Here is a 22941-nt window from a genome sequence, read left to right as displayed (position 1 = left end):
ATTAACCTTTAAGCTGAGCCAGGGCGCGGTAGTCTGCCCCCAGCGTGGCCTGTAGAACCTCTTTCGGATAATCGTCGGTCACCACCGCTTCACCCATGCGGCGCAGCAGCACCAGGCGCAAACGACCGTCGATCACTTTTTTATCAATGGACATATGTTCGAGGAAGTCGGCTTCTGTCATCTCTTCTGGCGGGATGACAGGCAGCCCTGCACGCTGGAACAGACGAATGCCGCGATCACGCTCCTGCTCGCTGATCCAGCCCAGTCGCGCGGACATTTCCAGCGCCATCACGGTACCGGCAGCCACCGCTTCTCCATGTAGCCAGACACCATAGCCCATGTGGGTTTCGATGGCGTGGCCAAAAGTGTGGCCCAGGTTCAACGTGGCACGAACGCCTGTCTCTTTCTCATCGGCACCGACCACCGCGGCCTTTGCCGCGCAAGAGCGCTCGATGGCATAGGTCAGGGCTTGCTGGTCCAGATTGCGCAGGCGGTCGACGTTGTCTTCGAGCCAGGTCAGGAACGGCTCATCACAGATCAGCCCGTACTTGATGACTTCGGCCAGACCGGCGGACAGTTCGCGCGCCGGCAGGGTATTGAGGCTGGCGGTATCGATCAGCACCACGTTCGGCTGATAGAAGGCGCCGACCATGTTCTTGCCCAGCGGATGGTTGATCCCGGTCTTGCCGCCCACCGAGGAGTCGACCTGCGACAGCAGCGTAGTCGGAACCTGAATGAAATCGACGCCGCGCTGGTAGCAGGCGGCGGCAAAGCCGGCCATGTCACCGATCACACCGCCACCGAGAGCGATCACCGTGGTGCGGCGGTCATGCCGCGCGGTCAGCAGACCGTCGAAAATCAGCTGCAGGGTTTCCCAGGTCTTGAAGGCTTCACCGTCGGGCAGCACCACGGAAATCACCGAGTACTGCGCCAGGCTGCGGGTCAGACGCTCAAGATAGAGCGGTGCAACAGTCTCGTTGGAGACGATCGCCACTTGCCGTCCGCGAATGTGCGGGGCCAGCAGCTCAGGCTGATCCAACAAACCTTCGCCAATATGAATCGGGTAGCTGCGCTCGCCTAGATCGACCTTGAGTGTCTGCATGTGTCCCCACAGTGAAGATGAATCAGGCGTCCTGCCTTGAGTTAACGAATATCCACGGCATCTGCTGGTATGACGCCGTTCGGTAGCCATCTGCCACAACCTTGAGCGGTCATGGCCAAACGCCGAGGATAGCGCATTTCGCGCGGCGCTTTAACGGGGTGGCAACTGCTGCAGGCGCTCTAGAATGTCGAGTACGACCATTCGCGGCGGTCGCTCATCGGTTTCGACCACCAGGTCGGCAATTTCCCGGTAAAGCGGATCGCGGATCGCCAACAGATCCCGAAGGGTCTTGGCCGGATCGGCAGTACGCAACAATGGCCGATTGCGGTCACGGGCCGTGCGGCCGACCTGCTGCTCGACCGACGCATGCAGATAAACCACCCGCCCACCGGCATGCAGTGCCCGACGATTGGCTTCGCGCATGACCGCGCCACCACCTGTCGCCAGCACCACTCCGTCGTAATCGCACAGCTCGGCAATCATTGCCTGCTCGCGATCACGAAAGCCCGGTTCGCCTTCTTTATCGAAGATCCAAGGGATATTGGCGCCCGTGCGCAATTCAATTTCCTTATCGGAATCTTTGAATGGCAGGCGCAGCTCTTTGGCCAGCAACCGGCCGATGGTGCTTTTTCCAGCACCCATCGGTCCTACAAGAATCAAATTTCGCACAGAATCAATGACTCACAGCAATCGCCTGATTATTCATGATACGCGGAGTGAGGAATACCAACAGCTCGGATTTTTTCTCCGAAACCACATCACGCCGGAAAAGGCGGCCAAGATACGGCACATCGCCAAGAAATGGCACCTTATCTACGACCTTGCTCTGAGTATTTGAGAAAACGCCGCCAATGACGATGGTCTCGCCATCGTTGACCAGGACCTTGGCGTTGACCTCGTTTTTCTTGATCGGCGGTACATCCTGGACCTTGTTCAGGTAGTCCGGCTCGTCCTTGGTCACCTTGACCTCCATGATGATCCGGTTGTCGGGCGTGATCTGCGGCGTCACCTCCAAGGACAGCGAGGCCTCCTTGAACGACACCGAAGTCGCGCCACTGGAACTGGCCTCCTGATAGGGAATCTCGGTGCCCTTGAGGATCTTGGCGGTTTCCTTGTCGGACGTGACCACCTTGGGTTGCGAGACGATTTCCCCGTTGCCGGTTTTCTCCATGGCCGTCAGTTCCAGGTCCAGCAAGACGTTATCGGTGATGAACGCGATGCCGATTCCCGAGGTGTTGTTGGCTACGCCCATGTCGACGAACGGTGAGTTGGTGCTGGTACTGCCGGGCGTGCCGATGGTCGATGACCCGTTGAGTCCATTGCTGACACCGGAGGTGTTCCAGTTGCCCCGGTTCTGTATCGATCCGCCCCAGCGCACCCCGAGGCTTTTGTCATAGTCGACGTTGGCTTCGACAATGCGCGCCTCGATCATGACCTGACGCACAGGGATATCCAGCTGCGTGACGATCCTGCGCAGCTCATCTAGCCGGTCCTGGGTCTGGTAGGCAATGATGTTGTTGGTGCGCTCGTCGACGGTGATCGACCCCCGCTCATCGGGTTTCGCTTCGGCACTGGTCACCGACTGGAAGAGTTTGGCGATGTCCGCCGCCTTGGCGTAATTCACCTGCAACAGTTCCCGACGCAACGGCGCCAGATCGGCAATCTGCTTTTGTGATTCCAGTTCCTGTCGCTCACGGGCAGCAATTTCATCGGCCGGCGCAACAAGCAGGACATTACCGACCTTGCGCTTGTCCAGCCCCTTGGTTTTCAGAACCAGATCCAGCGCCTGATCCCACGGCACGTTCTGCAGGCGCAACGTGATGCCCCCCTGCACCGTGTCGCTGGCCACCAGATTGAGGTTGGTGAAATCGGCGATCAATTGCAGCACCGACCGCACATCGATGTCCTGGAAGTTCAGCGAAAGCTTCTCGCCGCTGTAAGCCTGTGACCCGGCATTGCGCTTTTGCAGGTCGTCGACCGTCGCCGGGCGAACGCTGACCGTGAGCTTGCTGTCGGTCTGATAGGTCGAGTAATCGAACGTACCACCGGGCTCGATGCTGATGATGGCTCGATCGCCGCTCGCGCTGGCCTTGACGTACTGCACGGGCGTGGCGAAATCCTTCACATCCAGACGCACGCGCAACGGCTCGGGCAATCGGGTTTTGGCGAACCCGACAATAATCTTGCCCTCGCGCTGTTGTATGTCGGGCGCAATCGATGGGTCCGACAAGTCGATCACCACGTTGCCCTCGCCCTGCGTCCCTCGCTGAAAATCCACACCCCGAATGGCCTTGCCTGGCGTCGCAGCGGCGCGTGCCGGCATTGCCGGGGCCGTCGGCCCGGGTGCAGAGGGTTTGACACCCTGCCCGACAACCACCAACAAATTGTTGCCTTCAATTCGCGAGTCGTACGGGGCCGACTGAGCCAGGTTGATGATCAATCGCGTACGTCCCCCGGCCTCCACCACCGTTGCACTACGGGCATTTCCACTACCGAGATCGCGAGTCTTGCTGGCCAACTGACTGACGACACCCGGCAAATCCAGCGCAATCCGGGCCGGCGACTCCGTCATGTAACCCTGAGGCAACGGGGGCGGTGCATCGAACGACAACTTCAACTCGACCCGGTCTCCCGGCAGTGCGGCGACATCCAGCGCCTTGAGATTGGCCGCTTGTACCATCGGCGACAACATCGCTATCCATAGCGAAAGGCCGAAGGTGGAGAAAATCCTGTTCATTATTCGGGTTCCACTATGAGTGCTCTTTCAAAGGGATGGTCCGGGGACGCTCCAGCCACGCACCCTGACCATCAGGGACAATTTCAACCACATCGACTTGCGAACCACTGATCGCAACGATTCGTCCGTCGTTACGCCCCAGGTAATCACCGACTTTCAGGCGGTGCACGCCACCCGCCCCGCGCAACAGGGCAAAGGAGCCCGTCGCATTGGAAAGGGTGCCGACCATTTCAAACTGCTCGATGTTGAAACCTTCGAGGTATTGCCTGACCCGGTCAGGGTCGGGTTTGACGTTGCGCGAACCCCGCCGATGGGCCGCCAGATCAGTACTGATCTGTGGTGAAAACGGACTGCGCAGGTTCGCTGCGTCGTAGGTGAATGTCGGGTAAGACCGGAATACCGGCGTTGGTTCAATACTGCCCGGCCCGCGCAGGCGTATTTCGCTCAGGTAGGCGTCCAGATCGCTGTAGTCATCGCCTGCGCCACAACCGGACAGAACAGACAGCAACAGCACCATAGGAAAACAACGCGCCGGATTCATTGATGCCGCCCCATTTCGTTGTAGCGGTAGGTCTTGGCGAGGATGCTCAAGCGCAGTTTCGGAGCCCCCTGGGGACTGACGGGGACAAGGTCGAAATCGTGCAAGGTGACGATTCGCGGCAACCCGGCCACGCCACTGACGAAGGTGGCCAGGTCGTGGTACCCCCCGGTGACCGTGATCTGGATCGGCAACTCGATGTAGAACGGCTGGGCGACCTCCGGCAGCAGCTTGATCTCTTCGAACTCCAGGCCGCTGCCCAAACCTGTACGCGTGATGTCTTCCAGCAAGCCGGGCACTTCGGTGTCGCCGGGCAGTTGCCGCAACAGCACGCTGAAAGCGCTCTCCATCGCCTTCAACTGTCGGGTGTAGAGATCGAGATTCGCCGCCAAGCGCGCTTTACCGGCGAACTGCTCCTTGAGCGTCGACTCTTCCTCGCGCTTCAGATCGAGCTGGCTCTCGAGGTCGCGAGTGGAAAAGTTGTAGCCCAAGGCCAGCACCACAAGCATGAGCAAACCGGCCACCAGACACTTGATCGCCGGCGGCCAGGCCCCCATGTTGCTGGTGTCCAGCTCATTGATGTCGATCTTGCGCAGCCCTTCGAACCATTCGGACAGGCTCATTTGCCTCCCTCCGGTGCTGCCGGTTGAGTCTGGCGAACGGTCAACTGGAAGACGTTGGCCTGCTCCACCTGACCGGCAGCTGCGGCCTTGACTTCGGTCAGGCTCGGCGCATCGAACCAGTCTGATGCCTCGAGGTTGCGCATCAAGTCTGAAACACGGTTGTTGGATTGCGCGGCACCGGTGATGGACAAGGTCTTTCCGGTCATTCTCACTTCGGTGAAATACACGCCGTCAGGCAGTGCCCGCGCCAACTGGTCAAACATTCGCCCACTGGTTTGGCGATTGTCTTGCAGGTCCTGGATGATGTGCATGCGTTCGACCAGTTGCTGGCGGCGCTCCTTGAGATCATTGATCTGCGTGATCCGCTCATCGACCACGGCGATTTGCCTGCCGATGTAATCGTTACGGGCGATTTGCCGGTCGATGGCACGGCTGATGGCCTGGTTGGCAACCAGCACCGCACCCATCGTACCTGCCATAGCGGCCACCAGGACCAGCAGGAAGCGTTTGCGGCGAACTTCACGCCGCTCCTCGCGCCAGGGTAAAAGGTTGATCCGCGCCATCAGTCGAAGCTCCTGAGGGCAAGACCACAGGCAATCATCAACGCCGGGGCATCACTCGCCAGGGCGGCACCATTGACCTTGCTGCCCAGCATCATTTCGGAAAAAGGGTTCGCGATCAGGGTCGGCGTGCCCAATTGCTGCTCGATCAAAAGGGGCAGCCCCGGGACCGACGCGGTACCGCCGGCCAGCAGGATATGGTCGACGGCGCTGTACTGGCCGGCAGCAAAGAAGAACTGCAACGAGCGCGACACCTGCTGCACCAGTGCCTGTTGAAATGGCTGCAAGACCTCACCGGCATAGTCTTCCGGCAGGCCGCCCTTCCTTTGCGCCAGACTCGCCTGCTCCAGCGTCAGGCCATAGCGACGCTGGATTTCCCCGGTCAACTGCCGACCGCCGAACAGTTGTTCACGGGTGTAGATAATCCGCCCGTTGTGCAGCACGCTCAGGGTGGTCATGGTGGCGCCGATATCCACCACTGCGACCGTCAAAGGCTCCTTGGAAACCGCAAGCCGACTGGCCAGCAACCCGAATGAACGCTCCAGTGCATAGGCCTCGACATCGACTACGCGGGCGGTCAGCCCAGCCAGAGCCAGGGCGGCCTCGCGGACCTCGACGTTTTCCTTGCGGCAAGCCGCGAGCAGCACGTTGACCCGCTCTGGGTTGCGCGCGCAGGTGCCCTGGACTTCAAAGTCGATCGCGACTTCATCCAGGGGATAGGGAATATATTGATCCGCCTCGATCTTCAGCTGACTTTCCATTTCGTCTTCGGAAAGAGCGGCGTCCATCTCGATGATCTTGGTGATCACCGCCGAGCCTGCCACAGCCACGGCCACACCCTTGAGGCCGGTTCTGGCCCTGGTCAGCGCGCGCGCGAGGGCCAGCCCCACGCCCTCGAGGTCAGCGATGTTCTTTTCGATCACCGCGCCGACGGGCAAAGGCTCGACCGCATAAGCCTCGACCCGGAAGCGTTCGCCCTGACGGCTCAATTCCAGAAGCTTTACCGAGGTAGAGCTGATATCGATTCCGAGGAGCGTACTGGATTTTTTGTTGAAGAGTCCTGGCACTACCAATTCCCTATGACTTTCCGTGAGTTACGGACTGTGCAATGTCCATTGCGTTCAATCCGCCCGTCTTGACAGCAGCGCCAACCGCGCTCCCGATCAGAAAAATGCTTATAATGCCCAGCGTTTTTTTCCGCATTTGCTCAAGCGCGGGTCGTTCTCATTTAGCCTGAACCCTGTTGCCCAATTCATTTTTTGCCCTGGATATCCAAAAGCCTTGATTCGTCTGCTGAAATTTTTCGGTTGGTCCATCGTCGCGGTTTTCTGCGGACTCCTTCTGGGTCTGAGCGGGGCGTACCTCTACCTTAGTCCCGGGCTGCCGTCCGTGGAGGCGCTGAGAAGCATCCAGTTGCAGATTCCTCTGCGGGTCTACAGCAGCGATAACAAGTTGATTGCAGAGTTCGGCGAAATGCGCCGCACACCGATCCGTTTCGCCGACATTCCCCCCAATTTCATTAATGCGTTACTAAGTGCTGAAGACGACAATTTCGCCAACCACTATGGCGTCGATCCCGGCAGCCTGATGCGTGCCGCGACCCAACTGGTCAAAAGCGGACACATCCAGTCCGGTGGCAGCACGATCACCATGCAGGTGGCGAAGAACTTCTTCCTGACCAGCGAACGCAGCTTTTCGCGCAAGACCACCGAGATCCTGCTGGCCCTGCAGATCGAACGACAGCTGACCAAGGACGAGATCCTCGAGCTGTACGTCAACAAGATCTACCTGGGTAACCGTGCGTACGGCATCGAGGCGGCGGCGCAGGTCTATTACGGCAAATCGATCCGCGATGTCAGCCTGGCGCAGATGGCCATGATTGCCGGCCTGCCGAAGGCACCATCGCGCTTCAACCCGCTGGCCAACCCGGCGCGCAGCAAGGAGCGTCGTGACTGGATCCTGGGGCGTATGTACAAACTCGGCAAAATCAGCGAGGCCGACTACACCGCCGCGATCAACGAGCCGCTGAACGCCAGCTATCACGTACCGACTCCGGAAGTGAACGCGCCGTACATCGCCGAAATGGCCCGTGCCGAAATGGTCGGGCGTTATGGCAGCGACGCGTATACCGAAGGCTTCCGCGTCACCACCACGGTGCCGAGCGACCTCCAGGAACTGGCCAACACCGCAGTCCACGAAGGCCTGATGACCTACGATCAGCGCCACGGCTATCGCGGCCCCGAGTCGCGGCTCCCGGGCAAGACGCGTGAAGCCTGGGTAACCGAGTTGACCAAGCAACGCACCATCAGCGGCCTGGAACCGGCCATCGTGACCCAGGTCGACAAGAGCGGCCTGCAGGTGCTGACCCGCACCGGGCAGGAACATGTCAGCTGGGACACCATGAAGTGGGCCCGTCCGTTCCTGAACACCAACAGCATGGGCGCCAACCCGAAGCAGCCTTCAGACGTGGCCCAGGTCGGCGACCTGATTCGCGTGCAGCGTCAGCCGGACAACTCGCTGAAGTTCAGCCAGATCCCGCAGGCCCAGGGCGCACTGGTGTCCCTGGACCCACAAAACGGTGCCATTCGTGCCCTGGTCGGCGGCTTCGCCTTCGAGCAGAGCAACTACAACCGCGCACTGCAGGCCAAGCGCCAGCCGGGTTCGAGCTTCAAACCGTTCGTCTACGCCGCCGCACTGGATAACGGCTACACGGCCTCCAGCCTGGTGAACGATGCCCCGATCGTGTTCGTCGACGAGTATCTGGACAAGGTCTGGCGGCCGAAAAACGACACCAACACCTTCCTCGGCCCGATCCGCCTGCGTGAAGCGCTGTACAAGTCGCGCAACCTGGTGTCGATCCGCTTGCTGCAAGCGATGGGCGTTGGCAAGACCATCGACTACATTGCTCGCTTCGGCTTCAACAAACAGGACCTGCCACCCAACCTGTCCCTGGCGCTGGGCACCGCGACTCTGACGCCCATGGAGATCGCTACCGGCTGGAGCACCTTCGCCAACGGCGGCTACAAGATCACCCCGTACATCATCGACAGGATTGAAAGCCGCAACGGCGACACGCTATTCGTCGCCAATCCCCCGAGCGTGCCTAAGGGCGTTGCTGCCAGCGATGGCATTGCCGCACCGGCGCCTCAAGCTTTCACGGTCAATGCAACGCCGGGCGAGACCCCGGGTGCTGCGCCTACGCCACAAGCACCCGCCGTGGCCGAACGCATCGTTGACGGGCGCACCACGTACATCCTCAACAGCATGCTTGAGGACGTGATCAAGCTCGGCACCGGTCGCCGCGCACTCGCCCTGGGACGCCCGGACATTGCCGGCAAGACCGGTACGACCAACGAATCCAAGGACGCCTGGTTCTCCGGTTACAACGCCGATTACGTAACCACCGTATGGACCGGTTTCGACCAGCCGGAAAGCCTGGGCCGCAAGGAATTCGGCGGCACCGTCGCGCTGCCGATCTGGATGAACTACATGGGCGCAGCACTCAAAGACAAGCCGCCGCATACGCAAGCGGAGCCGGAAGGCCTTCTGAGCCTGCGGGTCGACCCGATCAGCGGCCGCGCGGCCAGCCCGGGCACGCCAGGCGCCTACTTCGAGCTGTTCAAGGCCGAAGATACGCCGCCGTCGGGCAACGAGCTCGGTAACGGCAATGCGCCGGGCAGTCCATTGCCAGCGGATGAAGCAGCGCCGATCGATTTGTTCTGATTGCAGCAATGATGAAAAGCCCCGCCTTCGAAAGAAGAGCGGGGCTTTTTTTGCCTGCCGGTTTTGATGTTGTCTGGTACGGCCTCTTCGCGGGCAAGCCCGCTCCCACAGTGGGCGATGGTGAACACAGGTTTTATGTACGCCTCCGACCCTGTGGGAGCGGGCTTGCCCGCGAAGAGGCCTGTACAGACAACACATAAGCAGCAGGCAATAAAAAGCCCCGACTCAAATGAGCCGGGGCTATCGGTTGAAGCACTACAACGGCTTAGCCGTTGAACACGTCATCCACGCTTTTGAGCGGGTAGTTCTTCGGATACGGCAGGGTTGCCACGCCGGTCTCGATGGCGGCTTTAGCCACGGCATCGGAGATCAGGGTGATCAGACGGGCATCCATTGGCTTCGGAATGATGTACTCACGACCGAATTCCAGCTTGATGCCGCCATAGGCGTCGCACACTTCCTGAGGCACTGGCAGCTTGGCCAGTTCACGCAGGGCGTTGGCCGCAGCCACTTTCATTTCTTCGTTGATGCGCTTGGCGCGAACGTCCAGGGCACCACGGAAGATGAACGGGAAGCCCAGTACGTTGTTGACCTGGTTCGGGTAGTCGGAACGACCGGTCGCCATGATCACGTCGCTACGGGTGGCGTGCGCCAGCTCCGGGGAGATTTCCGGATCAGGGTTGGAGCACGCGAACACGATCGGGTTCGGCGCCATCGACAGCAGGCCTTCAGCACTCAGCAGGTTCGGGCCGGACAGACCAACGAACACGTCAGCGCCTTGCAGGGCGTCAGCCAGGGTGCGCTTGTCGGTCGCGTGAGCGAACACAGCCTTGTACTGGTTCAGGTCGTCACGGCCGGAGTGGATCACACCGGTACGGTCGACCATGTAGATGTTTTCGATGTTCGCGCCCATGCTCACCAGCAACTTCATGCAGGAGATGGCGGCGGCGCCGGCACCCAGGCAGACGATCTTGGCTTCCGGCAGGGTTTTGCCAGCGATTTCCAGGGCGTTGATCATGCCGGCCGCGGTCACGATAGCGGTGCCGTGCTGGTCATCGTGGAATACTGGAATATCGCACTGCTCGATCAGAGCGCGTTCGATTTCAAAGCACTCGGGTGCCTTGATGTCTTCCAGGTTGATGCCACCGAAGGTGATGGAGATGCGCTTGACGGTGTCGATGAAGGCCTGCGGGCTTTCGGAGTCGACTTCGATGTCAAAAACGTCGATGCCGGCGAAGCGCTTGAACAGTACGCCTTTACCTTCCATCACTGGCTTGGAAGCCAATGGGCCGAGGTTACCCAGGCCGAGAATCGCGGTGCCATCGGAAATGACTGCAACCAGGTTGCCTTTGCCGGTGTACTTGTAGGCCAGCTCGGGATCGCGAGCGATCTCGCGTACTGGCTCGGCTACGCCCGGGCTGTAGGCCAGCGACAGGTCGCGAGCGGTAGCAGTGGCCTTGGTGAGCTCGACACTCAGCTTCCCTGGACGAGGATTGGCGTGATATTCGAGAGCGGCAGTTTTCAGATCAGACATTTTGGCATTCCGCTTTTTACTGTTGGACAGACTGGTCAGCGAGGATACGCGCCTCGCAAAGTCCCCACAAGACTGACTGGTCACCCCTGTCAAGCGCCCGCCCTTACGACTTTGGGCCAAGAGCCACGGCTCACAAGGGCTAGACTGTTCACAATCGACTGAAAAAATGTCTACAATTTTTTATCGCTGCACCACTTGAAGCATCGCCGGGTCGGTCAAGGGCAACATCCAGCGCGCCTGACCTTCTTTCAGGCCGCCACGTCGCGAACGATCCAGCACCCAGCCGCGCGCCTCGATCTGCTTGCCCTTGAGGCTTTCCAGCGAATTCACATCGAAACGCGTCAGCAGATTGGGTGCAACGCGCAATACAACCGAGTCCTGCAACTCGATCCAAACCCCACCCCGATTGCGCTGCACCTTGCTCACACGACCGCTGAGCACAGCAAAGCCGGAAGCGCTGATCTGCTCCGCTTTCAATACAGGCGACTGGCGCCACACACCGAGCCCGGCCTGTCGAGCGTTGCGCTCTGCGGCTTGCTGACAGGCGACCAGATCGACATTCGGCGCCACGGCCACCTGAAAACCCAGGCCTTCGGCAAGCATTTGCGCTTCCAGGTTGGCGCCATCTGCACCGTAGACATGTGCCAGCGTGCGGCCGTAATGGTCCTTGCTTTCTTTGCCAGGCACCAACCCGACCCGCCCGTCACTGGCCGCCACCAATGCCTCAAGGCGTTTGCGCGCGGCCACGGCGAAGGGCTCGTCGGAACGGCCCTGCTTGCCCAGCTCCGGCGTGTTCAAGCCAATCATGCGCACATTGCGGCCATCGCCCAGGCGCAGGGTGTCGCCATCCACCACCCGCTGCACCGCGACGGGTGTCAGGCCGCCTGGCGTCGGACAAAAGGCCTGCGCGCCAGAAAGCCAAATCGCGGACACAAAAAAGGCGCCCGCGAGGGACGCCTTTTTCATCAGCATGGAAAAACCGCAGCGGCTTCCCAAGTTGATCGGCCTTAGGCCTTTTTCGCGCCGAAAGCACCGAAACGGTCGGCGAACTTCTGTACGCGACCACCGGTGTCCAGAGTCTTCTGCTTACCGGTGTAGAACGGGTGGCATTCGTTGCAAACGTCGATCGCCAGGGCTTTGCCGAAGGTCGAACGGGTTTCGAACTTGTTGCCGCAGCTGCAGGTAACAGCAACTGCCGGGTATTCTGGATGGATATCAGCTTTCATGGTGTTTTCCTCAGGCTAGCGTGCCGCCACCCAACACTATTGTTGAATACCGCACGTAATTAGGCCGCGGATTCTACCAGACAATCCTGCTCACGCAAGCTGTCGCTTCTACCGACCGTCTGCTAGGCTCCCGGCCCAAAGCACATTCCCCTGTGGGAGCGAGCTTGCTCGCGATAGCGTCGTGTCACGCAACATAAATGCTGACTGACAGGGCCTCATCGCGAGCAAGCTCGCTCCCACAGGTTATGGGTCCAGCCTTTCATTTATTGCCCGCAAAGAGAATCCCCCGCGTGCCCGACGCCATTCTGCGCCTCGCCCTGCCTTCGCCGCTGCGCCGCCTGTTCGACTACCGCGCTCCGGCCGGCGTCCTGCGTGCCCAACTGCACCCCGGCATGCGCCTGCGGGTACCGTTCGGCCGGCGCGAGATGATCGGGATTCTGGTGGAAGTCACCGATACCAGCGAAGTACCGGCCGAGAAACTCAGGCCGGCCCTGGCCCTGCTCGACGCTACGCCACCGCTGCCGCCCGCGCTGTTCAAGCTGTGCCTGTGGACCTCTCAGTACTATCAGCACAGCCTCGGCGACACCTTGAGCTGGGCATTGCCGGTGCTGCTGCGCCAGGGTGAACTGGCGGAAGCGCGACAGGAACGCTTCTGGTCTGTCGCGCCAGGCGCCAGCCTCGATGATCCGCGCATCGCCCGCGCCCCGCGCCAGCGCGAAGCCCTGGCCACGCTGGCCCAGCATCCCCACGGCGTCGCCCATCAGTTGCTGAGCAAACTGATGCTGAGCAAGGACAGCCTGGACTTGCTGCTGGCCAAGGAGCTGGTGCAGGTCGAGATCCGTCGCCACGCCCCCGGTGCACGCCATGAACACTGGCTGGCGCAACCGGAACTGCCGCTGAACCCGGAGCAGCGCGCCGCCTATGAGGCCATTCGCGCCGGCTTCGACAGTTACCACGCGTTCCTGCTGGCCGGCGTCACCGGCAGCGGCAAGACCGAAGTCTATCTGCAGTTGATCCGCGAAACCCTCGAGGCCGGCAAGCAGGCACTGGTGCTGATCCCGGAAATCAACCTCGGCCCGCAGACCCTGGCGCGCTTCGAACAGCGCTTCAATGCCCGCATCGCGCTGATCCATTCGGCGGTCAATGACCGCGAACGCCTCGATGCCTGGCTGGCCGCCCGGGACGGTGAGGCCGACATCATTATCGGCACCCGTTCTGCCCTGTTCACGCCGATGAAGAACCCCGGCCTGATCATCATCGACGAAGAGCACGACGGTTCCTATAAACAGCAGGAAGGCTTGCGCTACCACGCCCGCGATCTGGCGCTGGTGCGGGCGCGACAGGAAAACATCCCGATCGTCCTCGGCTCCGCCACCCCCTCGCTGGAAAGCCTGCACAACGCCTACACCGGCCGCTACGGACTGCTGCGCCTGAATGAGCGCGCCGGCGGGGCCAAACAGCCCCGTTTCCTGCGCCTGGATGTCAAAAGCCGCCCGCTGGACAGCGGCATTTCCGGGCCGATGCAACAAGCCATCGGCCAGACCCTGGCTGCCGGGCAGCAGGTACTGGTGTTCCTCAACCGCCGCGGCTTCGCCCCGACCCTGCTGTGTCACGATTGCGGCTGGATGTCCGAGTGTCAGCGCTGCGATGCGCGAATGACCGTGCATCAGCGTTACGGCGAGCTGCGTTGCCACCATTGCGGCTACGTCGAACGCGTGCCGCGCCAGTGCCCGAAGTGCAACAAGGTCGATCTGCGCCCCGTCGGCGCCGGCACCGAACGGGCCGAGGAGCGCCTGGCGATTCTCTTCCCGGACTATCCAGTGCTGCGGGTCGACCGCGACAGCACATCGCGCAAGGACGCAATGAACCAGCTGTTCGCGACCATTCAGAAAGGCCAGCCATGCATCCTGATCGGCACGCAAATGCTTGCCAAAGGCCACCACTTCCCACGGGTGACGCTGGTGTCGATCCTCGACGCCGACGGCGGTCTGTTCTCCGGCGACTTCCGCGCCAGCGAACGCATGGCGCAGTTGATCGTCCAGGTCGCCGGCCGCGCAGGCCGCGCCGAAGAGCCGGGCAAGGTGATTATCCAGACGCACCTGGCCGACCACCCGCTGCTGGTGCAACTGACCGAGCAAGGCTATTTCGCTTTCGCCGAACAGGCCCTGAGCGAACGCCGCGCGGCTGGCTTGCCGCCGTTTGCGCATTTGGCGTTGTTGCGGGCCGAAGCGCATAAACCGGGCCAGGCCGAAGGTTTTCTCGATGAGGCGTGCAGCGAGGCCGAGCGCTTGCTGGCTGAACAGGGATTGACCGGGATCGAACTGTTGGGGCCGGTACCGGCGCCGATGGAACGACGGGCCGGACGTTATCGTGCCCAGTTGTTGTTGCAGGCTACGGCGCGGGCGCCGCTGCATCGGTTGCTGGCCAGTTGGTTGTTGGTGCTGGAGCAGATGCCGAGCGGGCGGGCGGTGCGCTGGTCGCTGGATGTTGATCCTGTGGATTTGTATTGATTTCAAACCCGTAATCGCGAGCAAGCTCGCTCCCACAATGGTATTTCAGTGGGCATACAATATGTGTCCACCACAAAACCTGTGGGAGCGAGCTTGCTCGCGATTGCGGTCGAATTGTCACCACACATCCACAACCTGCCTGCTAAGGTTGGCAAGCCCGTCTTCGCAACGGATAATGCCCAGTTTTTCCACCAGCGCATGATGCGCCGCCGCGCCTGCGGTCGAAAGAGAAGACCATGAAAGACACCATTCGCCAGCTGATCCAACAAGCCATCACCCAACTCGTCAACGAAGGTGTGTTGCCTGAAGGCCTGTCGCCGGCGATCCAGGTGGAAAACTCCCGCGACAAGAAGAACGGCGACTTCGCCAGCAACATCGCCATGATGCTGGCCAAACCGGCCGGCATGAAGCCCCGCGATCTGGCGGAAAAAATCATCGCCGCCCTGCCGGCTGACGAAAACGTCAGCAAGGCCGAAATCGCCGGCCCTGGCTTCCTGAACTTCTTCCAGAACACCGACGCCCTGGCAACCCGCCTGGACGCCGCCCTGGCCGATGACCACATCGGCGTACGCAAGGCTGGCCCGCTTCAGCGCACCGTGGTCGACCTGTCGGCGCCGAACCTGGCCAAGGAGATGCACGTCGGCCACCTGCGCTCGACAATCATCGGCGACGGTGTAGCCCGCGTTCTCGAATTCCTCGGCGACACCGTGATCCGTCAGAACCACGTCGGCGACTGGGGCACCCAGTTCGGCATGCTGATGGCTTACCTGCAGGAAAACCCGATCACCAGCGACGAGCTGTCGGACCTGGAGAACTTCTACCGCGCCGCCAAGCAGCGCTTCGACGAATCCGAAGAGTTTGCCGACCGCGCTCGTGGCCTGGTGGTCAAGCTGCAGGCCGGCGATGCCGACTGCCTGGCACTGTGGACCAAGTTCAAGGACATCTCGCTGTCGCACTGCCAGAAGATCTACGAACTGCTCAACGTCAAACTGACCATGGCCGACGTGATGGGCGAAAGTGCCTACAACGACGACCTGATCAACGTGGTCAACGATTTGAAGGCCGCTGGCATGCTGGTCGAGAGCAACGGCGCCCAGTGCGTGTTCCTCGACGAGTTCAAGAACGCCGATGGCGACCCGCTGCCGGTGATCATCGTCAAGGCTGACGGCGGCTACCTCTACGCCACCACCGACCTGGCGGCCGTGCGCTACCGCAGTGGCAAGCTCAAGGCCGATCGCGCGCTGTACTTCGTCGACCAGCGTCAGGCCCTGCATTTCCAGCAAGTGTTCGCCGTGGCGCGCAAGGCCGGTTTCGTGACCCATCCGATGGAAATGGAACACATGGGCTTCGGCACCATGAACGGCGCTGACGGCCGTCCGTTCAAGACACGTGACGGCGGCACCGTGAAGCTGATCGACCTGCTGACCGAAGCCCAGGAGCGTGCCTACACCCTGGTCAAGGACAAGAACCCGGAACTGGCCGAGGCCGAGTTGCGCAACATCGCCAAGGTGGTGGGCATCGGCGCAGTGAAATATGCCGACCTGTCCAAGCACCGCACCAGCGACTACAGCTTCAACTTCGACCTGATGCTCAACTTCGAAGGCAACACCGCGCCCTACCTGCTGTACGCCTACACCCGCGTGGCCGGCGTGTTCCGCAAACTCGGCAAGGACTTCAGCGAAGTCGACGGCCAGATCGTGCTCGAAGCGACGCACGAACACGAACTGGCAGCGAAGCTCGCGCAGTTCGGTGAAATCCTGAACAACGTGTCCGAAAAAGGCACCCCGCACATCCTCTGCACTTACCTGTACGACGTCGCCGGCCTGTTCTCCAGTTTCTACGAGAACTGCCCGATCCTCGCCGCCGATACCCCGGCACAAATGCAGAGCCGCCTGCGCCTCGCTGCGCTGACCGGACGCACCCTCAAGCAAGGCCTGGAACTCTTGGGCCTGGAAACTCTGGAGCGTATGTAAGTTGGCTGCCAAGAAAAAACCTGCACCCAAGCGTGGCGCCAGCCGTTACCAAGCTCCTGCAAAGCAACCGATCCCGGGCTGGCTGTGGATGGCCATCGGCCTGACGGTCGGCGCGTTCATTGTGTTCCTGATGAAGCTGGAACCGGGCAAGGGCAGCGACACGGTCAAGCGTGAAAAGGTCGAGCAACAGCAGAAAGCCAGCAAGATCGCCGAGGCCAACAAGACCCCGCCGAGCCCGACGCAACCGGTGAAGCCGAAGTACGACTTCTACACCTTGCTGCCGGAATCGGAAGTCATCGTGCCGCCGGATGCCGTGCCGGAAAAAACCCTGCCGACGCCGCAAGTGCCGGCCATCCCAACTACGCCTGTCACCCCGGCCGAAGCGGCGAAGATCGACACAGCTCGCGCCCAGGCTGCATTGGCCGGGATCACGCCTCCGCCAGCACCACCGGTCAAGGCTGCGCCTGTAACGAAGTTTTTCCTGCAGGCTGGCTCGTTCCGCAAAGAGACCGATGCGGACAAGGTTCGGGCGCAGATCATCCTGCTGGGCCAGGCCGTTTCGGTTGAGTCCGGCACGGTGAAGGACGAAACCTGGTATCGGGTGCTGGTCGGACCGTTCAGCAACCGCGAACAACTCACGACCGCCCAGAAACAACTGGCCGGCGCCGGCTTCAGCAATCTGTTGTTACAACAACGCCAGAGCCGCTGATCGACTGCCACAGGCACCGTGTCATCGTTCTTCGTCGGAACGCCGCCCGGAGCAAGCCCGCTCCCACATTCGACCGCGATCCAATGTGGGAGCGGGCTTGCTCGCGAAGGGGCCTTGGCAAACACCACCGCTCCCATCTGGCTCGCACCACTCGTCCCCTCTCTCGCCTTACAGTTGAAAAACCCTCCACCACCCCCATATGAATGGGCATAAGGCATTTTCGCCCCGCTGCGTGGAGACTCTCCCCTTGACCACCATCGTTTCAGTTCGCCGCCACGGCAAAGTCGTCATGGGCGGCGACGGCCAGGTTTCCCTTGGTAATACCGTGATGAAAGGCAACGCGAAAAAAGTTCGCCGCCTGTACCACGGCCAGGTCATTGCCGGTTTTGCCGGTGCCACCGCCGACGCCTTTACCCTCTTCGAACGTTTCGAAGGCCAGCTTGAAAAACACCAGGGCCACCTGGTGCGCGCCGCCGTCGAACTCGCCAAAGAATGGCGCACCGACCGCTCCCTGAGCCGCCTTGAAGCCATGCTCGCGGTCGCCAACAAGGACGCCTCCCTGATCATTACCGGCAACGGTGACGTGGTCGAACCCGAAGACGGCCTGATCGCCATGGGTTCCGGTGGCGCCTACGCCCAGGCCGCGGCTAGCGCGCTGCTGAAAAAGACCGACCTGTCAGCCCGGGAAATTGTCGAAACCGCCCTCGGCATCGCCGGCGACATCTGCGTATTCACCAACCACACCCAGACCATTGAGGAGCAGGACTGCGCCGAGTAAGTCCGTGCAGCCACCGCACCACGGCTCATTCTTGCTTGAGGTCCACTGAATATTATGTCCATGACTCCCCGTGAAATCGTCCACGAACTCAACCGTCACATCATCGGCCAGGACGATGCCAAGCGCGCCGTCGCCATTGCCCTGCGCAACCGCTGGCGCCGCATGCAGCTGCCTGAAGAGCTGCGCGTTGAAGTCACGCCAAAGAACATCCTGATGATCGGCCCGACCGGCGTCGGCAAAACCGAGATCGCCCGTCGCCTGGCGAAACTGGCCAATGCGCCGTTCATCAAGGTCGAAGCGACCAAATTCACCGAAGTCGGCTATGTCGGCCGCGACGTCGAATCGATCATTCGTGACCTGGCCGATGCCGCGATCAAGCTGCTGCGCGAGCAGGAAATCGTCAAGGTTCGCCACCGCGCCGAAGATGCCGCCGAAGAGCGCATCCTCGATGCCCTGCTGCCACCGGCGCGCATGGGCTTCAGCAACGACGACGCCCCGACTGCCGATTCCAACACCCGCCAGCTGTTCCGCAAGCGCCTGCGCGAAGGTCAGCTGGATGACAAGGAGATCGAAATCGAAGTCGCCGAAATGGCCGGCGTCGACATCTCCGCGCCACCGGGCATGGAAGAAATGACCAACCAGCTGCAAAGCCTGTTTGCCAACATGGGCAAGGGCAAGAAAAAAGCCCGTAAGCTCAAGGTCAAAGAAGCGCTGAAGATGGTGCGCGACGAAGAAGCCAGCCGTCTGGTCAACGATGAAGAGTTGAAGGCCAAGGCCCTGGAAGCCGTCGAGCAGCACGGCATCGTGTTCATCGACGAAATCGACAAGGTCGCCAAGCGTGGTAATTCCGGCGGCGTCGATGTATCCCGCGAAGGCGTGCAGCGCGATTTGCTGCCGCTGATCGAAGGCTGCACCGTCAACACCAAGCTGGGCATGGTAAAGACCGACCACATCCTGTTCATTGCTTCCGGTGCGTTCCACCTGAGCAAGCCGAGCGATCTGGTGCCCGAGCTGCAAGGCCGTCTGCCGATCCGTGTCGAACTCAAGGCCCTGAGCCCGGAAGATTTCGAACGCATCCTCAGCGAGCCTCACGCCTCGCTCACCGAGCAATACTGCGCACTGCTGAAAACCGAAGGCCTGGGCATCGAGTTCCAGCCGAGCGGCATCAAGCGCATCGCGGAGATCGCCTGGCAGGTCAACGAGAAGACCGAAAACATCGGTGCCCGTCGCCTGCACACCCTGCTCGAGCGCCTGCTCGAAGAGGTGTCGTTCAGCGCCGGCGACCTGGCCAGCTCCCATGACGGCAAGGTGATCCAGATCGACGCCGACTACGTCAACAGCCACTTGGGCGAATTGGCGCAGAACGAAGACCTGTCCCGTTATATCCTGTAAGCCATACTTACAGCGATGACGGACCCTGTGGGAGCGGGCTTGCTCGCGAAAGCGGTCTGACAATCAACATCACTGTTGAATGTTAAGGCCCCTTCGCGAGCAAGCCCGCTCCCACATTTGAATCGGGGGTCCCACACACAAACGGACATCCACTCATGACCCAACTCCCCACCGACATCAAGCTGCACAAAGCCTCGAAAACCCTGTCGCTGAAATACGCGTCCGGCGAGGAATACACCCTGCCCGCCGAGTTCCTGCGCGTGCACTCTCCTTCCGCCGAGGTCCAGGGCCACGGCAAACCCATCCTGCAATTTGGCAAGATCAACGTCGGCCTGACCAAGGTAGAACCGGCCGGTCAGTACGCACTGAAACTGACCTTCGATGACGGTCACGACAGCGGTCTGTTCACCTGGGAATACCTCTACGAACTGGCGCGACGTTATGACGCACTTTGGGAAGATTATCTGGCCGAACTCAAGGCCGCCGGAAAAACCCGCGACCCGAACGAATCCGTCGTCAAGCTGATGCTCTAATCCGAGCCTCTTGCTCTTTAGAGGGCATTTTCTAATTTCATCTGTTTGAATGCTCCGCTTCAGGGCCGTCGCTTGGCCTGCTTGCGAAAAAAATTAAACTCGGGTAACCAATGGAACTGGCAAGTTCCCTGCAGTGCTCACTGCGAACAAAAGCAGCGATGCAGTATTAACGGTCACCCGAGCAGCAGTACCTGGCATTGGTTGTGTGACTGCACAGCAGGCCCCGGGTACTCGTCTCAGGACATTGGAGCGTCGTAGATGAGTAACAAGAATAACGATGACTTGAAGCAACAAGCCTCCGAAAACACCTTGGGGCTGAATCCTGTCGTTGGATTGCGTGGAAAGGATCTACTGGCTTCTGCTCGCATGGTGCTCAGGCAGGCCATCAAACAACCGATTCACAGCGCCAGGCATGTCGCCCATTTCGGTCTTGAACTCAAGAACGTACTGCTAGGCAAATCCGAGCTTCTTCCGAATAGCGACGACCGTCGCTTCGCCGATCCGGCCTGGAGCCAGAACCCGCTCTACAAACGTTATTTGCAAACCTACCTGGCGTGGCGCAAGGAACTCCACGACTGGATCGATGACAGCAACCTGCCGGCCAAGGACGTCAGTCGCGGGCACTTCGTGATCAACCTCATGACCGAGGCCTTCGCCCCGACCAACACGGCGGCCAACCCGGCGGCGGTCAAGCGTTTCTTCGAAACCGGCGGTAAAAGCCTGCTCGACGGCCTCTCGCATCTGGCCAAGGACCTGGTACACAACGGCGGCATGCCGAGCCAGGTCAACATGGGGGCATTCGAAGTTGGCAAGACCCTGGCCGTGACCGAAGGTGCAGTGGTGTTTCGCAACGACGTGCTGGAGCTGATCCAGTACAGGCCCACTACCGAGCAGGTGCACGAGCGCCCTTTGCTGGTGGTGCCACCGCAAATCAACAAGTTCTACGTTTTCGACCTCAGCCCGGAGAAAAGCCTCGCGCGGTTCTGCCTGCGCAGCAACGTGCAAACCTTCATCGTCAGCTGGCGCAATCCAACCAAGGAGCAGCGTGAGTGGGGCCTGTCGACTTACATCGAGGCGCTCAAGGAAGCGGTCGACGTGGTCACCGCGATCACCGGCAGCAAGGACGTGAACATGCTCGGCGCCTGCTCCGGCGGCATCACCTGCACCGCGCTGCTGGGCCATTACGCAGCGATTGGCGAGAACAAGGTCAACGCCCTCACCCTCCTGGTCAGCGTGCTCGATACCACCCTGGACAGCGATGTGGCGCTGTTCGTCGATGAACAAACCCTCGAAAGCGCCAAGCGCCACTCCTATCAGGCGGGCGTGCTGGAAGGCCGCGACATGGCAAAAGTCTTTGCCTGGATGCGCCCCAACGACCTGATCTGGAACTATTGGGTCAACAACTACCTGCTGGGTAACGAGCCACCAGTGTTCGACATCCTGTTCTGGAACAACGACACCACCCGCTTACCGGCCGCGTTCCACGGCGACCTGATCGAAATGTTCAAAAGCAATCCATTGATTCGTCCGAATGCACTGGAAGTGTGCGGCACACCGATCGACCTGAAGCAGGTCACCGCCGATATCTTTTCCCTGGCCGGGACCAGCGACCACATCACCCCGTGGCGCTCCTGCTACAAGTCGGCGCAACTGTTCGGCGGCAATGTTGAATTCGTGCTGTCCAGCAGCGGGCATATCCAGAGCATCCTGAACCCGCCGGGCAATCCGAAATCGCGCTATATGACCAGCACTGAAATGCCCGCCAATGCCGATGAATGGCAGGAAGAGTCGACCAAGCACGCCGATTCGTGGTGGCTGCACTGGCAGGCCTGGCAGGCACAGCGCTCGGGCAACCTGAAAAAAGCTCCGCTGAAACTGGGCAACAAGGCGTACCCGGCGGGCGAAGCTGCACCGGGCACTTATGTGCATGAGCGGTAACTGACACACCTCGACTTCCCTGTGGGAGCGAGCTTGCTCGCGATGACGGTGGCAGGTTTGGCATATGCGCTGACTGACACTCCGCTATCGCGAGCAAGCTCGCTCCCACAGGGGGCGGGGATGAACTGGAAAAAGCGACCCACAGGGCCTGAAGCATGCCGCAACCCTTCATATTCCGTACCGTCGACCTGGATGGCCAGACGCTCCGCACGGCGGTACGCCCCGGCAAGCCTCACTTGACGCCCCTGCTGATTTTCAACGGCATCGGCGCCAACCTGGAGCTGGTGTTCCCGTTCATTGCGGCGCTGGACCCGGACCTGGAAGTCATTGCCTTCGACGTACCCGGTGTCGGCGGTTCGTCGACGCCAAACCGGCCGTATCGTTTTCCGGGGCTGGCCAAGCTCACGGCGCGGATGCTCGACTATCTCGACTACGGGCAGGTCAATGTCATCGGCGTGTCCTGGGGTGGCGCCCTGGCCCAGCAGTTCGCTTATGACTATCCGGAGCGTTGCAAGAAACTCGTGCTGGCCGCCACGGCGGCGGGTGCAGTGATGGTGCCGGGCAAGCCGAAAGTGTTGTGGATGATGGCCAGTCCACGACGCTACATCCAGCCGTCCCACGTAATCCGCATTGCACCGATGATTTACGGTGGTGCGTTCCGTCGCGATCCGACGCTGGCCGCCAGCCATGCGGCCAAGGTGCGTTCGGCGGGCAAGCTCGGTTACTACTGGCAGCTGTTCGCCGGCCTCGGCTGGACCAGCATCCACTGGCTGCACAAGATCCGCCAGCCGACCCTGGTACTGGCCGGCGACGATGACCCGTTGATCCCGTTGGTCAACATGCGCTTGCTGGCCTGGCGGATTCCCAACGCCCAGTTGCACATCATCGATGACGGTCATCTGTTCCTGATTACCCGGGCCGAAGCGGTGGCCCCGATCATCATGAAATTCCTGGAGGAGGAGCGCCAGCGCGCGGTAATGCATCCGCGTCCGGCGCCATTGGGCAGTTAATGCGCTGCATCAGCGGTCGGCAGGACGCCACGCCGCGCAACAACCCGTTACAGCG

General features: G+C 60.9%; 19 protein-coding genes. 9 read left to right on the top strand and 10 right to left on the bottom strand.

Going from position 1 to position 22941, the window contains the following annotated elements; all coding sequences use genetic code 11:
- Window position 1: 1 nt before the first annotated feature.
- The 7 genes from aroB to KSS91_RS02515 all read right to left on the bottom strand — a co-directional run bounded on the left by aroB (window position 2) and on the right by KSS91_RS02515 (window position 6627).
- The gene (aroB, locus tag KSS91_RS02545) at window positions 2-1102 is read right to left on the bottom strand and encodes a 3-dehydroquinate synthase (protein ID WP_095964619.1); all 1101 of its coding nucleotides are present in this window, start codon (window positions 1100-1102) and stop codon (window positions 2-4) included.
- A 150-nt stretch (window positions 1103-1252) separates the two neighbouring features.
- Window positions 1253-1771, bottom strand: a complete 519-nt coding sequence (gene aroK / locus KSS91_RS02540; RefSeq protein ID WP_015093141.1) for a shikimate kinase AroK — start codon at window positions 1769-1771, stop codon at window positions 1253-1255.
- Window positions 1772-1775: 4 nt separating this feature from the next.
- Window positions 1776-3839, bottom strand: a complete 2064-nt coding sequence (locus KSS91_RS02535) for a type IV pilus secretin PilQ (RefSeq protein WP_217836958.1) — start codon at window positions 3837-3839, stop codon at window positions 1776-1778.
- A gap of 13 nt (window positions 3840-3852) precedes the next feature.
- A complete protein-coding gene (locus tag KSS91_RS02530; protein ID WP_015093139.1) occupies window positions 3853-4380 on the bottom strand; it encodes a pilus assembly protein PilP in 528 nt (175 codons plus the stop codon).
- Window positions 4377-5000 carry a type IV pilus inner membrane component PilO gene (locus KSS91_RS02525; protein WP_217836957.1) on the bottom strand — a complete coding sequence of 208 codons (624 nt, stop codon included), beginning with the start codon at window positions 4998-5000 and terminating at the stop codon, window positions 4377-4379. Before KSS91_RS02525 ends, KSS91_RS02530 begins: the two co-directional genes overlap by 4 nt.
- Entirely contained in the window at window positions 4997-5563 is a 567-nt protein-coding gene (locus KSS91_RS02520) for a PilN domain-containing protein (protein ID WP_126048784.1), read from the bottom strand. The genes KSS91_RS02525 and KSS91_RS02520 overlap by 4 nt, the downstream gene beginning before the upstream one ends.
- Window positions 5563-6627, bottom strand: a complete 1065-nt coding sequence (locus tag KSS91_RS02515) for a pilus assembly protein PilM (RefSeq protein ID WP_217836956.1) — start codon at window positions 6625-6627, stop codon at window positions 5563-5565. The genes KSS91_RS02520 and KSS91_RS02515 overlap by 1 nt, the downstream gene beginning before the upstream one ends.
- Window positions 6628-6844: 217 nt before the next feature.
- Here KSS91_RS02515 and KSS91_RS02510 point away from each other — a divergent pair, with 217 nt between their 5' ends.
- Window positions 6845-9283, top strand: coding sequence for a penicillin-binding protein 1A (locus KSS91_RS02510; protein WP_437179746.1), 2439 nt, complete (start codon window positions 6845-6847; stop codon window positions 9281-9283).
- 265 nt (window positions 9284-9548) lie between these two features.
- On the opposite strand, the gene KSS91_RS02505 is transcribed toward KSS91_RS02510, so the two are convergent.
- From KSS91_RS02505 to rpmE, 3 genes are all read right to left on the bottom strand, one after another.
- Window positions 9549-10817, bottom strand: a complete 1269-nt coding sequence (locus tag KSS91_RS02505; protein WP_008047852.1) for a malic enzyme-like NAD(P)-binding protein — start codon at window positions 10815-10817, stop codon at window positions 9549-9551.
- A gap of 180 nt (window positions 10818-10997) precedes the next feature.
- Window positions 10998-11789 carry a thermonuclease family protein gene (locus KSS91_RS02500; protein WP_217836954.1) on the bottom strand — a complete coding sequence of 264 codons (792 nt, stop codon included), beginning with the start codon at window positions 11787-11789 and terminating at the stop codon, window positions 10998-11000.
- Between the two features lie 35 nt (window positions 11790-11824).
- Window positions 11825-12043 (bottom strand): 50S ribosomal protein L31, encoded by a 219-nt coding sequence (gene rpmE, locus KSS91_RS02495; RefSeq protein WP_007975586.1) that lies wholly within the window; start codon window positions 12041-12043, stop codon window positions 11825-11827.
- Between the two features lie 290 nt (window positions 12044-12333).
- Here rpmE and KSS91_RS02490 point away from each other — a divergent pair, with 290 nt between their 5' ends.
- From KSS91_RS02490 to phaZ, 8 genes are all read left to right on the top strand, one after another.
- On the top strand, window positions 12334-14553 hold the full coding sequence (locus KSS91_RS02490; RefSeq protein WP_217836953.1) for a primosomal protein N': 2220 nt from the start codon (window positions 12334-12336) through the stop codon (window positions 14551-14553).
- A gap of 236 nt (window positions 14554-14789) precedes the next feature.
- Window positions 14790-16526, top strand: a complete 1737-nt coding sequence (gene argS / locus KSS91_RS02485) for an arginine--tRNA ligase (RefSeq protein ID WP_015093132.1) — start codon at window positions 14790-14792, stop codon at window positions 16524-16526.
- A 1-nt stretch (window position 16527) separates the two neighbouring features.
- The gene (locus KSS91_RS02480) at window positions 16528-17235 is read left to right on the top strand and encodes an SPOR domain-containing protein (protein WP_015093131.1); all 708 of its coding nucleotides are present in this window, start codon (window positions 16528-16530) and stop codon (window positions 17233-17235) included.
- 247 nt (window positions 17236-17482) lie between these two features.
- Window positions 17483-18013: an ATP-dependent protease subunit HslV gene (gene hslV, locus KSS91_RS02475; RefSeq protein WP_007975582.1), complete on the top strand. Its 531-nt coding sequence runs from the start codon at window positions 17483-17485 to the stop codon at window positions 18011-18013.
- A 54-nt stretch (window positions 18014-18067) separates the two neighbouring features.
- Complete coding sequence (hslU, locus tag KSS91_RS02470) at window positions 18068-19405, top strand: ATP-dependent protease ATPase subunit HslU (RefSeq protein ID WP_015093129.1); 1338 nt, start codon at window positions 18068-18070, stop codon at window positions 19403-19405.
- Between the two features lie 155 nt (window positions 19406-19560).
- Complete coding sequence (locus tag KSS91_RS02465) at window positions 19561-19938, top strand: gamma-butyrobetaine hydroxylase family protein (RefSeq protein WP_007999201.1); 378 nt, start codon at window positions 19561-19563, stop codon at window positions 19936-19938.
- A gap of 258 nt (window positions 19939-20196) precedes the next feature.
- On the top strand, window positions 20197-21876 hold the full coding sequence (gene phaC, locus KSS91_RS02460; protein WP_015093128.1) for a class II poly(R)-hydroxyalkanoic acid synthase: 1680 nt from the start codon (window positions 20197-20199) through the stop codon (window positions 21874-21876).
- Window positions 21877-22031: 155 nt separating this feature from the next.
- Window positions 22032-22886 carry a poly(3-hydroxyalkanoate) depolymerase gene (gene phaZ / locus KSS91_RS02455; RefSeq protein ID WP_007975576.1) on the top strand — a complete coding sequence of 285 codons (855 nt, stop codon included), beginning with the start codon at window positions 22032-22034 and terminating at the stop codon, window positions 22884-22886.
- Window positions 22887-22941: the final 55 nt, after the last annotated feature.

It is taken from the genome of Pseudomonas azerbaijanorientalis, assembly GCF_019139795.1.
In the GTDB taxonomy this organism is placed as follows: domain Bacteria; phylum Pseudomonadota; class Gammaproteobacteria; order Pseudomonadales; family Pseudomonadaceae; genus Aquipseudomonas; species Aquipseudomonas laurylsulfatiphila.
Note: the sequence above shows the minus strand (reverse complement) of the source record. Positions and strands in the feature narration are given on the sequence as shown.